This is a genomic window from Enterobacter sp. JS8-1 (assembly GCF_049187015.1).
Lineage (GTDB): Bacteria > Pseudomonadota > Gammaproteobacteria > Enterobacterales > Enterobacteriaceae > Enterobacter > Enterobacter mori.
Genome location: NZ_CP185805.1, coordinates 1,222,057 through 1,234,499, shown reverse-complemented (window position 1 = coordinate 1,234,499; position 12,443 = coordinate 1,222,057). Strand labels below are relative to the sequence as shown.

Here is a 12,443-nt window from a genome sequence, read left to right as displayed (position 1 = left end):
TTACGCCTTGTCATCGTCATACTTGAACGTGAGAAGGAAAATCAGCGCGATAGCCGCGGCTGCCACCGCCGGGATCCACCAGAATGTTACCCACGCCTGCGGCACGGTTTGCCCCGCCACCAGACGGTTATAGAGCGCGCCGGAAATCTGCGAGCCGAGCAGCATGCCGATGCCGTAGGTGAACATCACGATCATGCTCTGCGCCTGGCCTTTCACCTTCTCGCCAGCCACGCGGTCGGTATAGATAAAGCCCACCACAAAGAAGAAGTCATAGCACACGCCGTGCAGCAGGATGCCGATATAGAGCAGGAAGCGCCCCTCCTCGCTTACGCCCAGCGCGAACATGGTGTAACGCACAAACCACGCCAGCATGCCGATCAGCAGCATATATTTCACGCCCAGGCGGCGGAACAGCAGCGGGATCACCAGCATGAAGAAGATTTCCGACATCTGCCCGAAGGACATGGCGGTGCTGACGTCGGCAATCCCGGCATCCGCCAGGTATGAGGCGGTATAGGCGTAGTAGGTGCCCAACGGGACGGAGATCAGCATCGCGCAGACGGAGAAGACGAAGAAGTGGCGGGTTTTGAGCAGCGCAAAGGCATCCGCACAGAAGAGATCGCGCACCTTAACCGGCAGGCCTTTCGCCGGGGCTGGCGTGTGCGGCAGCGTCAGGCTGTAAAGCGCCAGCAGCACGGAACTGGCCGCCGCCACCTGGAAGATGGTCACGCTGGACGCCACGCCGGTCACGCCGATGAAAATGCCCGCGACGATCCAGCCGATGGTGCCGAACACGCGCACCACCGGGAAGGTTTTATCCACGTTCGCCAGGCTGTGAAACGCGATGTTGTTGGTCAACGCCAGCGTCGGCATGTAGCAGAGCGTGTAGCCAAACAGCAGGCCGATCAGCAGTGCGCCGTTCTCGGCAATCAGCGCCCCCGGCACGAACCAGAGGATCGCTGCGCCCGCCAGATGCATCACCGCCATCACCTTCTGCGAGGCGAAGAAGCGGTCCACCAGCATCCCGAGCACGAACGGCGAGAGAATAGACGCAATTGGCCCGGCGGAGAAGGCATCGCCAATCAGCAGCGACATGTTGTGCTGGGTCATCACCAGGCCGAGCGTGACCGACCAGCTACCCCAGATAAAAAACTGCAGAAACATCATCAGCGACAGCCGAGGCACCAGCAGCCGGTACTGCACTATCGCCTTTCCACTACTTTCAGTTGTTGACACCATGATGAGCCTCACCCAGAAAAAGTAATCGATTACAAAACAGTTCAAATAAAAAGTAATCGATTACAAAATAAAGATCCTGTGGATCGAAACGGAATTGGGAGGGGGGTCACGATAAAGATCGCTGGATGACAAAACGAGGTGTTCTGATTGTCATTATAGCCAATAGGCTATAAATTAAAACAGCGAGGAAGCGACAGGAGAAACGATGTGGAACGTCGAGACAACGGACAAATTTGACAAATGGTTCTTTCAACAAACAACGGCATTGAAAGAAGATGTGCTGTCGGCCATGCATATCCTTGCCGAGTTTGGCCCAACGCTTGGGCGGCCATTCGTAGACACCGTGAAGGCTTCAGCCTATGCGAACATGAAAGAGTTACGTATTCAGCATGCGGGAAATCCCATCAGAGCCTTTTTTGCTTTTGATCCTGACCGTAAAGCTATTGTGCTCTGTGCTGGAGACAAAACCGGTTGCAATCAAAAACGGTTTTATAAAGAAATGATTACGCTGGCTGACGTTGAGTACAGCAGACATCTGGCGGATAAGGAGGCCATATGGCAACGCTAAAAGAACTCATGGCACAACAAAGTGCGGAAAGTCAGGAGCGTATTGCGGCTAAAGTTGACGTGATGCGCAGAATTGTGGCCCTGAACCAACTGCGGGAAGAGCTCAAGGTTTCTCAGACAGAACTGGCCGAGGCAATGGGGGTAAAACAACCCACTGTAGCGAAAATCGAACAGCCGGGAAACGATCCCCGGCTTTCAACGCTCAAACGCTACGTTAGTGCGCTCGGCGGTGAAATGAGCATTGATGTGACGTTACCGAATGGGAAACGGATAGCGTTTGAGATTTAATATTGCATGTTCAAAGCCGGGTGGCGGCTTCGCCTGACCGGGCGTGAAGGCAGGTGCGGTCTGGTGCCCTCACCCCGGCCCTCTCCCACAGGGAGAGGGAGAAAACCGCGCTACTTTTTGCGCGAGAGCTTAAATGCAATAAACAGGAACACCACCCACACCGGCAGCAGCATCGCGGACAGGCGCATCTCATCCATGGTGCACATCAGCACCAGAATCAGCCCCAAAAACGCGATGCAGATGTAGTTCCCCGCCGGGTAGAGCAGCGCTTTAAACTGCGTCTCGCGTCCCTTGCGGCGCATCGCCGCGCGGAAGCGCAGGTGCGCCAGGCAGATCATGATCCAGTTCAGCAGCAGAGTCGCGACCACCAGCGCCATCAGCAGGCCAAAGGCCTGTTTCGGCAACAGGTAGTTGATCAGCACCACCAGAGAGGTAATCGCGCCGGAAAGGAACAGCGAGTTGACCGGCACGCCGCGACGGCTGACGCGGGTGAGGAATTTCGGCGCGTTGCCCTGCACCGAGAGGCCAAACAGCATACGGCTGTTGGAGTAAACGCCGCTGTTATAGACCGACAGCGACGCCACGAGAATGACGAAGTTCAGCGCCGAGGCTACCACGTTGCTGTTCAGATCGTGGAAAATCATCACGAACGGACTGCTATCGGATTTCACCTCCACCCACGGATAGAGCGCCAGCAACACCACCAGCGAACCGATATAGAACAGGAGAATACGGTACACCACCTGGTTGACCGCTTTCGGAATGCTTTTTTGCGGGTCGCGCGCTTCAGCCGCGGTAATGCCAATCAGCTCCAGCCCGCCGAAGGAGAACATGATCACCGCCAGCGAGAGGATCAGCCCTTTCCAGCCGGTTGCCAGGAAGCCGCCGTGCTGCCACAGGTTGTCGATTGTGGCCCGCTCGCCGCCGTGACCGGAGAACAGCAGCCACAGGCCAAAGCCGATCATGCCGATAATCGCCAGCACCTTGATGAGCGCAAACCAGAACTCGGTTTCGCCATACAGGCGCACGTTGACGAGGTTAACGGCGTTGATAATGATGAAGAAGGCTGCTGCCCAGATCCACGTCGGCACGTCCGGCAGCCAGTACTGCATGTAGATGCCCGCGGCGGTCAGCTCTGCCATCCCGACCAGCACGAACATGACCCAGTAGTTCCAGCCGGACAGGAAGCCTGCAAACGGGCCCCAGTATTTATAAGCAAAGTGCGCGAAGGAGCCTGAAACCGGCTCTTCAACGACCATCTCGCCAAGCTGGCGCATGATCAGGAAGGCGATAATCCCGGCGATAGCGTAACCCAGCAGAACCGCCGGGCCAGCCATCTGAATGGCGGGGCCGATGCCGAGAAACAGCCCGGTACCGATCGCGCCGCCAAGGGCAATTAACTGAATATGTCGATTTTGCAAACCACGTTGCAGCGTCGGATTCTGATCCGACGAAGCTTCAGCGCTACCATGGCCTGAAGCGGATGACGCGTCTTTCACGCCCTACCCCTGTCTCTTTTTTAGAAGGGGCACGTTTTAACACTTCATGCTGGAGGTAGCAAGTTTAACGCCGGGCCACTGCATGCACCCGGCAGATAAAGGTCACGACCCGATGATCCCACCGTCTGCTTTGACGATCACCACCGTTGACGATCGCGGACGTCCGTTCGGGCTGGCGTCTGGCCAGTTGGAGACGGCGCGCGGATTGGCCGGATCGGTAATATCATCCCCGCCCTCCCCCGGATGCTGGATATTGATAAACAGCGTTCGGTTGTCCGGCGTAAACGCAATGCCGGTGATTTCACACCCGCGCGGTCCGGTCAGAAAACGGCGGTATTCATTGGTGCCCGGAATGGTGGCGACCATCTGGTTATTGCCCATCCCCTCGTACGCTTTCTTATTGATGGTGCTGGAAGAGACGTCGGTTTGGATCCACAGTACGCCCTGGTGATCGAACGACAGACCATCCGGGCTGCCGAATTCCGCACCCTGCATGGAGCCTTTGGCCTTAGGATCGTCGCCGTCGGTACGCCCGGCCATGACCAGAATATCCCATTTAAAGCGTGCGGCGGCAGGATCGGCCCCGTCTTCATGCCAGTGCATAATATGACCAAATACGTTGTTGGCACGCGGGTTGGCAGCATCGACCGGCGCCTTGCCCTCCTTGCCGCGATCGCTGTTGTTGGTAAGCGTACAGTAGACGCTGCCGCTGGCGTGCGGATCGACGGCTATCCACTCGGGGCGATCCATTTTCGTCGCTCCCACCACATCAGCCGCCAGGCGGGTTTTAATCAGCAGGTCGCCCTGGCTTTCAAATCCGTTGCTTTTATCCAGGCCGTTTTGCCCGAAGATCAACGGCAGCCAGTCGCCGCTCCCCTCCTCGTTGAACCTGGCGACGTACAGCGTGCCGGACGTCAGCAGCTGCATATTGGCTTCACGGTTCGCAGGATCGTATTTGTTGTGCGAGACAAATTTGTAGATGTACTCAAACTTCTGATCGTCCCCCATATACACCACCACGCGCTTATCGGCGGCGAGCGTGACGGCCGCCCCCTCATGCTTGAAGCGGCCAAGAGCGGTGTGTTTGCGTGGCGTGGAGGTCGGGTCGTAGGGATCAATCTCCACGACCCAGCCAAAACGGTTAGGTTCGTTAGGGGTTTTATCGACGCTGAACCGCTCATCCACTTCGTTCCAGCGGTAAGACTCGTCGCTGTCGCTGATGCCGTAGCGTTTTTCCAGCGGGTTAAGATCGGCTTTTTTGACAAAAATATCCGACCAGTTCTCCTCGCAGGTGAGATAGGTGCCCCACGGCGTATGGCCGTTAGCGCAGTTTTGCATGGTGCCCAACACGCGCTCCCCCTGCGGGTCGGCGGCGGTTTTGACTAAGGGCTGATGCCGCGCCGGGCCCGTAAGCTGCATCGGCGTATTGACGGTTATACGGCGGGCGAGAGAGGACGGGCGAACCACCTGCCACTCACTGCCCGTTTTTTTCACTTCCACCACCGATACGCCCATCGCGTTCTGCCCCTTGCGGACTTTGTCGAGGCTCCAGTTCGCGGTGCCGTCCGTAAACAGCATTCCGTTGTCGATGTATTCATGGTTCAGCGCCAGCAGGCCATGCTCCGGGTTTTGCGCTCCCTGCGGCAGGCTAAACCACGCCATCCCGTCGTGGTGCATGCCCGCCTGTACCGCCTGCTCGTCCGTGGTGTTGCTGGCGTCCGGCTTAAAGGCTGGCATGTTGTTTTTAATTCCCGTCGGGTCACCCCAGCGATAAAACGGGCGAGCAATATAGCCTTCCGGCACCCTTACCGTATCTTCCGTGGAAACGGGGATGCTGCTAAACCCAAGCGACACCGCTTTCGCCAGCGTGGAAGGCTTCGATACCGCGGCAATGGCGCTTTCGGGTTTGATCAGAAAGGGGAATGAAACGGCAGCCCCCGCAACGGCGCCCATCTGCAGAAAACGGCGGCGGGAAAGGAACACCTCGGCAACCTCGGAGAAAACCGGGTTGGCGCTGCGGTTAGCGATCTCGTCGCGATGTTCTTTTTTGAAAACGGATTTGAGGGGTCTGCCCATAGCGGCTTCCTGTCATTGGCCAAGAGGTAAGATGTGGCGACCAGTGTAAGAAGCTTTTGTTACAATTTTATAACACTATAACGGAAGGATGGGGCATCCATGCCCCCGATAACGAGGTGGAACGCTTAGAACTCGTAGCCAACCGAGACCTTAAAGGTCCGCGGTTCGCCCTGAGTGATGTAGGTGCCGGAATCGTCTACGCTGGCCCAGTAGTTCTCGTTGGTCACGTTGTCGATGCCTGCGCGCACGGTCATCTGGTTTGCATTGTGGTTCACCGCGAAGCGATAGCGCATGCCCAGATCCAGCGTGGTGTAGCTGTCCAGCTTTTTGGTGTTTGCCAGGTCAGCGTACTGCGTGCCGGAGTGGTTCACGCGGGCGGTCGCCGTCAAACCGTCAACGGGCTTGATGTCGTATTCCGCGCCCAGCACGGCGTAGAAATTCGGAATACCGATCGCGTCGTTACCCTGATTGACGCCGTTTTTGGTTTTGGTCAGCTCGGCCTGCAGCCAGGTGGCGCTGGCGTTCAGACGCATACCCAGCATCGGCTCGCCGAAGACGTTCAGCTCAACGCCACGGTTACGCTGCTCGGCGTCCAGGCCGTAGTGGCCGCTGTCATCGAGGATTGCCGACGGCATTTTGATTTCGAACAGCGCAAGCGATCCGCCCACGCGGCCGAAGTCCGCCTTCACGCCCACTTCGTTCTGTTTAGAGTGAATGATACCGGTGCTCTGGCCGTAGTTGGTGGCGGTGTTGGGTGCGGTTTCGCCCGGCTGGAGCGCTTCGGTGTGGTTGGCGTAGAGGGATATTTCCTCCCACGGCTTGTAGACCACGCCGTAGGTCGGCATCCAGCGGCTGCCGTCGAAACCATCCGCCGCGTTTTCCGCACCAGTGATTTTGTTGTAGCCGCGGATGACCACCTTCTGATGGCGCGCCCCGGCGGTGAACAGCAGCTTATCGTCCAGTACGCCCAGGGTATCGCTCAGCAGCCAGCCCTGAGTACGGGTGCGCCCGCTGGTCAGCGGATCGCTGTATTTCCCGCCAGAGCCGTTGAAGTTAGTGCTGTCCGGCATATCGACGCCGGTGTTGTGGTAGATGTTGGTGGTCGGGTTATCCGCCGCCGCCGACATTTTCCACGCGATTTTTTCGTTTTTGGTCATCGCTGAATACCCGACGTTGACCTTGTGCGAGACAAAACCGGTGTCAAAGTTACCGCGAATGCCCGCCATCCCGCTGACGGAATCGCTGATGCGGTTGGTGTCGAGGCGGCTGACAGTGGCCTTGCCGCTCTTGTCCACCAGCTTCGGCGCGCTGTAGATCCCTTCCTCATGCGCGTGCTGCGCGCCCAGACCGGTATAGGCGGTCCAGCCATCGGTGATGTCGTACTCGCTGCGCCACATCCCGAATTCGTTTTCGATATTGCTGTAGGCCCACTTCTGCGAGAAATTGCGGTCATTTTTCGGCGGCTCAGGGACGAAATCCACCGCTGAAATATTGACGCTGGTAGGGCTGCCGTGGAAGGTTTTCTTCTGATAGCCCATGTCAAGCGAGGTGCGGAAGCGGTCGCCTTTGTAGTCCAGGCCGGTGGAAAGCAGCGTGGTGCGGCGGCGGTCATTCGGTACGCCGGTTTCCCCTTCCCGATGGACGAGGTTCACTCGCGCGCCAAACTGGTCGTTATCACCAAAGCGACGGCCCGCGTCCAGCGTGGTGCCAATCTGGGAATCCGAGGTGTAGTCGACGCCCACTTTTGCCTGCGGTGTTTCGCCCGCATGTTTCGGCTCAAGGTTGATCATCCCGCCCACGCCGGAGCTTGCCGCACCGTTCATCAGCGAGTTGGCCCCTTTGAAGATCTCAATGCGGTCGACCATCTGGGCATCCACCACCTGACGCGGCAGCACGCCGGACAAGCCGCCAAAGGTCATGTCATCGCCGTCGAACTTCAGGCCACGAATACGGAAGGTTTCAGCGCTGTTGCCGTAACCCTGCACATACTGCACGCCCGCGTCGTTAGCGACGACATCGGCAATGGTTTTCGCCTGCTGATCTTCCACCAGCTTCGAGGTATAGCTGATGATATTGAACGGCACGTCCATGGCGTTCTGCTGACCGAGCATCCCCATGCGACCGCCATTTGCCACCTGTCCGTCGAGGAAGGCGGGTACCAGCTGGTCACCGCCGGGTGTGAAATCACTCTCCGCCGCAGCCTGCACGACGAGGGTGTCCTCTTTTTTCTCATCCGCTGCCAGAGCGGAATGCGTCACTGCGCCAATGGCAAGCGCCAGCAGCGTTTTATGCATTGTGGTGTTGTTCATAATTAACTCGTTTAAATGTGCGCGCAAAAATGACCCGTGGTCGGGCCTTAGAATGGTGTAAATGCAATGCAAATGAGAACTATACGCATTATCCATGCGTTATCAAGTGTAACCGCGCATTTCTGGTCGCGAAAAGAGGTTAATCAGAATGGAGGGATGATGACGAGGAGCAGGACGAGAACAGCCACCCCGCATTATGGGGGTGGCCGCAATAACATTATTTTTTCTTGTAGATATCGGCGGTGCCGTGAATTTTGTTGTTGGTATTACCGGAAGTCAGTACCAGCACATCAGCGCCTTGTTTGTCTGCTTTCTCAATCAGCTCTTTTTTCGCATCATCAATCGATACTTCATTTGAAGTATTAACAGTACCGATTTTTTCATACTGTGATTCTACTTTCTCAAATTCATTTTTCGTCAGCAGTTCTGCAGCAAAGGCATTAGTGGTAAACAGAAACGCGGTTCCCAACAAAATAGCAGTCGTTTTTTTCATAACCTTTTTTCCTTGAGATTAATCAGCAACTACGAAAAGCCTCACACACGATGATGAGGTGTATTGAGCATGGTAGAGAATCTCAGGAAATTCCACACGTTCAGGAAAATTCTTCTATAACAACCCATTGCATGAAATAACTAACGAATATTAAGAATATTCAAAAACGCGTGCGACACCCGCGATATCAATGCGCACCGCCGTGCCGGGGTTCCAGGCGGCCTGACTGACCGTTTTCAGAACAACAGGCTCCTGTTGCCCGCCTAAGGCAAGGGTGAGCGTGGACAAATGGCCCGTGAAATCGACCTCAATAATCGAGACCGGGCTTTCATGCGGGGCGCATGCCGTTACGCGCAGCTGTTCCGGGCGCATCATCACTCTGCCCTCTCCTGTCGCACGGGCATTGTCCGTGGGCACTTCACCCAGCGCGCACATCGCGTACCCGCTGGAGAGCTGAGCAGGCAGGATCACCGCATCGCCAAGAAACAGCGCGGTCTCTTCATCAACGGGCCGGGAGTATACCTCGTAAGGCGTACCCACCTGACTGAAGCGCCCGCCGCGCATCACTGCAACCTGGGTGGCAAAGGACAAGGCTTCGTTTTGGTCGTGCGTCACCAGAATCGAGGCCACGCCAGCTTCCGCCAGCAGATCGGCGGTCGCTTTGCGCGTCATGGCGCGCAGCCCGGTATCCAGCGCAGAAAAGGGTTCGTCGAGCAGCATGACTGACGGACGCTGGGCCAGCGCGCGGGCCAGCGCAACGCGCTGCTGCTGTCCACCGGAAATCTCATGCGGCCAGTGCGTTGCCAGCTGCCTGTCCAGAGAGACTTTCTCCATCAGCGCGTCCACCCGCTGACGTTTTTCATCCCGCGTGCCGTCCAGCCCCCAGGCGATGTTGTCAGCCACATTAAGGTGCGGGAACAGCGCCCCTTCCTGCGGGACAAAACCGATCCCACGCAGATGGGCGGGCACAAAATTGTGTTCATCAAACAGCGTGCGTCCCTGCATGACAATGCGCCCGCTGTCAGGGGTTTCGAATCCGGCAAGAATACGCAGCAGCGTGGTTTTTCCCGACCCTGACGGCCCGACAATCGCCGTTCGGCTCCCCGGTGAAACGCTCAGATTCACATTATCAAGCACCCGCGCATCGGAAAACGATTTCGAAATGGACGTTAATTCAAGCATGTCATAGCCCTGCAATTTTTTTAGACTGCATATAAAGAATGGCGGTTAGCGGCAGTGAGATAAGGATCATTAGCATGGCGTAAGGGGCCGCAGCCACATAATCGATCTCGCTGGTGAGAGCCCAGAAGCCGGTGGAGAGCGTACGCGTTCCCAATGGAGACAGCAGCAGCGTTGCGGTCAGTTCATTGCTGACGCCGAGGAAAACCAGCGCCGCGCCCGCCGCGGCGCCCGGAGCGGCCAGCCGCAGGGTGACGCGCCATAAGGCTTCAGCGGGCGTGCTGCCAAGGCTGCGCGCCACGTTTTCCAGCTCAACCGGCGCCTGCGCAATGCCAGCCCGGAGGTTAATGAGCGCGCGGGGCATAAACAGCAGCAGGTAGGCGAGGAACAGCGTCACTTCCGTCTGATAAATCGGACGGGCATAGTGGATAGTCACCGTGACCAGCGCCAGCGCGGTCACAATACCCGGCAGCGAGCTGGTGATATAAATGCACCCTTCCAGCATACGGAAAATACGGTGTGGATAACGGATCCCGAGCCACGCGATGGGGATCACGCACGCCGTCGTCAGCAGCGCGCCGCCCACGCCGAGCATCAGCGTCTGGTGCAGCGAGTGCCAGAGATCCGCGCTCATCCAGTTTTCCACGCCGCCCAGCCAGATCCAGCGACACAACACGATTAAGGGTACGCCCAGCGCCAGCAGCACCAGCGTCAGAAAAAGCAGCTGTCCCAGCCACGCCATAGCAGGCTCAAGCGGCCAGCGCTTCTGCTCGCGCGCGGCGCCTGCACCAATCCGCGCATAGCGTGTTTTTCCGCGCGTGACGCCTTCAAGCATCAGGATAGCCAGACAACATAAGGCCAGTACGCCCGCCAGCATGTTCGCGGCCGGGCCGCTGAACGTGGACTGGAACTGGTCATAAATGGCCGTGGTGAAGGTGTCGAAGCGGATCATGACGTACAGGCCATACTCCGCCAGCAGGTGCAGCGCCACCAGCAGCGCGCCGCCGCAGATCGCCAGTTTAAGCTGAGGCAGCACCACGCGGAAAAAGACCCGCCAGGGAGGCGATCCGAGCGAAGCGGCGACATCTTCAAGCGTGGGATCGAGACGGCGCAGCACCGCCGCAACCGGCATGTAGATAAACGGATAGTAGGCCAGAACAGAGAGGAACACCCCCGCAGAAAGGCCATGCATGCCCGGTACCACGCTTACCCAGGCATAGCTTTGCACAAACGCGGGGATCGCCAGCGGTGCCACCGCCAGCGCCGACCATACGCCTCGTCCCGCAAGCATTGTGCGCTCCGTCAGCCAGGCTATCGCCACGCCCAACACAATGCACAGCGGAACCGCTAACGCCATGAGCCACAGCGTGTTGCTGAGGAGCTCAGCCACCCGCGGGCGGAACACCAGCGCCTTAATCGTTTCCCAGCCGGTCTCAATGCCGATGGCAATGATAAAGCCCAAAGGCAGAAGCGCTAGTAATGAAAACAAGACAGCTAACGCAACCATCGGCAGCGCGGGACGCCTGCGAACAGGCTTCCGCACGCGGTTTTTACCGATGTCGAGACTCAAACCAGACATAAGACATTCACTTTGTGTTCAGGATCACAGCAGGCCAGCTTGCGTCATCAGCTCGATAACTTTCTTACTGTTGAGCGTGGAAGGTTCCACTTTTGGCGCATCCAGATCCTTCAGCGGAACCAGTTTCGGGTTGGACGCGGCATTCACGCCGACGGCATATTCAAAGGCGTTGTTGGTACGCAGGCTTTCCTGACCTTCTTTGCCGGTGATGTATTTGATGAAGGCCTGCGCCTGCGCTTTATGCTTGCTGGATGCCAGCACGCCACCGCCAGAGAGGCTGACAAAAGCGCCCGGATCCTGGTGTTTGAAATAGTAGAGCTGGGTATTTTTGCTGTTTTCACCCGTTTTGGACTGATCGACAAAACGGTAGTAGTGATAGATCACGCCGCCATCAATCTGGCCCGCGTTGACCGCTTTCATCACGGTGCTGTTACCTTTGTAAGCAACGAAATTGGTTTTCATCGCCTTGAGCCAGTCCAGCGTGGCCTGCTCGCCCTTCAGCGCCAGCATTGCGCTAACGATCGCCTGGAAATCCGCGCCTGACGGAGACGCGGCCCAGCGGCCCTTCCACTCAGGTTTCGCCAGATCCATCAGCGATGCTGGCAGCTGTGTCTCATTTAATTTTTGCGGATTATAGACAAACACGGTGCTACGCGCGGCGATGCCTATCCAGCGACCGTGCGCTGGACGAAATTCCGCGGGTACCTGCTTTAACGTATCGGCCTCTAAAGGCGCAAATAATTTAGCGTTATCAACCAATACCATGGACGGCGAGTTTTCCGTCAGAAATACGTCCGCAGGCGATGCGCTGCCTTCCTGAACCAGTTGGTTGCCCAGCTCGCTGTCACCGCCGTTTCGCAGAGTGACGTTAATTCCCGTTTCTTTCGTAAAGCCATCAACCCATGACTGCACCAGGTTTTCATGCTGTGCGTTATACACAACGATACCCTGATTATTATCAGCAGCAACTGATTGTGTAGAAAGGAAAAGTGATGAAGACAACAAGGCAAGCGAGAAGCATGACAGCAGGCGAGAATTCATGAACATATCCTTAATAGACCAACGGGAGTAATCACTCATAGCTTTGTGGGACAGGATTAAATCATACAACAACGCTAATGATAATTACTATCAATCCAGTTTAGACGTAAAAGTGGAAAATTTTTTTATAGGGGAATGACATGTGATAAAAATCCAGTTTAAAAAGGAGAGTT

10 protein-coding genes are annotated in these 12,443 nt (G+C 56.9%); 2 read left to right on the top strand and 8 right to left on the bottom strand.

Annotated features, from left to right (window positions below):
• On the bottom strand, positions 1 to 1,239 hold the full coding sequence (locus tag ACOQH0_RS05785) for an MFS transporter (RefSeq protein ID WP_421511736.1): 1,239 nt from the start codon (positions 1,237 to 1,239) through the stop codon (positions 1 to 3).
• Between the two features lie 205 nt (positions 1,240 to 1,444).
• Here ACOQH0_RS05785 and ACOQH0_RS05780 point away from each other — a divergent pair, with 205 nt between their 5' ends.
• Both ACOQH0_RS05780 and ACOQH0_RS05775 read left to right on the top strand, forming a co-directional pair.
• Positions 1,445 to 1,807: a type II toxin-antitoxin system RelE/ParE family toxin gene (locus ACOQH0_RS05780; protein ID WP_256459991.1), complete on the top strand. Its 363-nt coding sequence runs from the start codon at positions 1,445 to 1,447 to the stop codon at positions 1,805 to 1,807.
• Positions 1,795 to 2,094, top strand: a complete 300-nt coding sequence (locus ACOQH0_RS05775) for a helix-turn-helix domain-containing protein (protein ID WP_010428293.1) — start codon at positions 1,795 to 1,797, stop codon at positions 2,092 to 2,094. The genes ACOQH0_RS05780 and ACOQH0_RS05775 overlap by 13 nt, the downstream gene beginning before the upstream one ends.
• A 110-nt stretch (positions 2,095 to 2,204) precedes the next feature.
• Here ACOQH0_RS05775 and pheP read toward each other — a convergent pair whose 3' ends face one another.
• The 7 genes from pheP to ACOQH0_RS05740 form a co-directional block, all read right to left on the bottom strand.
• Positions 2,205 to 3,593, bottom strand: a complete 1,389-nt coding sequence (pheP, locus tag ACOQH0_RS05770) for a phenylalanine transporter (RefSeq protein ID WP_089599394.1) — start codon at positions 3,591 to 3,593, stop codon at positions 2,205 to 2,207.
• Between the two features lie 102 nt (positions 3,594 to 3,695).
• A complete protein-coding gene (locus ACOQH0_RS05765) occupies positions 3,696 to 5,669 on the bottom strand; it encodes a PhoX family protein (RefSeq protein ID WP_421511734.1) in 1,974 nt (657 codons plus the stop codon).
• Between the two features lie 125 nt (positions 5,670 to 5,794).
• Positions 5,795 to 7,978: a TonB-dependent receptor gene (locus ACOQH0_RS05760; RefSeq protein ID WP_421511733.1), complete on the bottom strand. Its 2,184-nt coding sequence runs from the start codon at positions 7,976 to 7,978 to the stop codon at positions 5,795 to 5,797.
• Between the two features lie 217 nt (positions 7,979 to 8,195).
• Positions 8,196 to 8,471 carry a DUF1471 family periplasmic protein YahO gene (gene yahO, locus ACOQH0_RS05755; RefSeq protein WP_010428286.1) on the bottom strand — a complete coding sequence of 92 codons (276 nt, stop codon included), beginning with the start codon at positions 8,469 to 8,471 and terminating at the stop codon, positions 8,196 to 8,198.
• Between the two features lie 150 nt (positions 8,472 to 8,621).
• Positions 8,622 to 9,653 (bottom strand): ABC transporter ATP-binding protein, encoded by a 1,032-nt coding sequence (locus tag ACOQH0_RS05750; RefSeq protein ID WP_421511731.1) that lies wholly within the window; start codon positions 9,651 to 9,653, stop codon positions 8,622 to 8,624.
• A gap of 1 nt (position 9,654) precedes the next feature.
• The gene (locus tag ACOQH0_RS05745) at positions 9,655 to 11,229 is read right to left on the bottom strand and encodes an ABC transporter permease (RefSeq protein ID WP_421511730.1); all 1,575 of its coding nucleotides are present in this window, start codon (positions 11,227 to 11,229) and stop codon (positions 9,655 to 9,657) included.
• Positions 11,230 to 11,253: 24 nt separating this feature from the next.
• A complete protein-coding gene (locus ACOQH0_RS05740; RefSeq protein ID WP_089599399.1) occupies positions 11,254 to 12,270 on the bottom strand; it encodes an iron ABC transporter substrate-binding protein in 1,017 nt (338 codons plus the stop codon).
• Positions 12,271 to 12,443: the final 173 nt, after the last annotated feature.

Excerpts from the sequence above, each read along its gene's own strand:
- ACOQH0_RS05785 (WP_421511736.1), bottom strand. The coding sequence starts at position 1,239 with ATGGTGTCAACAACTGAAAGTAGTGGAAAGGCGATAGTGCAGTACCGG.
- ACOQH0_RS05780 (WP_256459991.1), top strand. The coding sequence starts at position 1,445 with ATGTGGAACGTCGAGACAACGGACAAATTTGACAAATGGTTCTTTCAA.
- ACOQH0_RS05775 (WP_010428293.1), top strand. The coding sequence starts at position 1,795 with ATGGCAACGCTAAAAGAACTCATGGCACAACAAAGTGCGGAAAGTCAG.
- ACOQH0_RS05765 (WP_421511734.1), bottom strand. The coding sequence starts at position 5,669 with ATGGGCAGACCCCTCAAATCCGTTTTCAAAAAAGAACATCGCGACGAG.
- ACOQH0_RS05760 (WP_421511733.1), bottom strand. The coding sequence starts at position 7,978 with ATGAACAACACCACAATGCATAAAACGCTGCTGGCGCTTGCCATTGGC.
- yahO (WP_010428286.1), bottom strand. The coding sequence starts at position 8,471 with ATGAAAAAAACGACTGCTATTTTGTTGGGAACCGCGTTTCTGTTTACC.
- ACOQH0_RS05750 (WP_421511731.1), bottom strand. The coding sequence starts at position 9,653 with ATGCTTGAATTAACGTCCATTTCGAAATCGTTTTCCGATGCGCGGGTG.
- ACOQH0_RS05745 (WP_421511730.1), bottom strand. The coding sequence starts at position 11,229 with ATGTCTGGTTTGAGTCTCGACATCGGTAAAAACCGCGTGCGGAAGCCT.
- ACOQH0_RS05740 (WP_089599399.1), bottom strand. The coding sequence starts at position 12,270 with ATGAATTCTCGCCTGCTGTCATGCTTCTCGCTTGCCTTGTTGTCTTCA.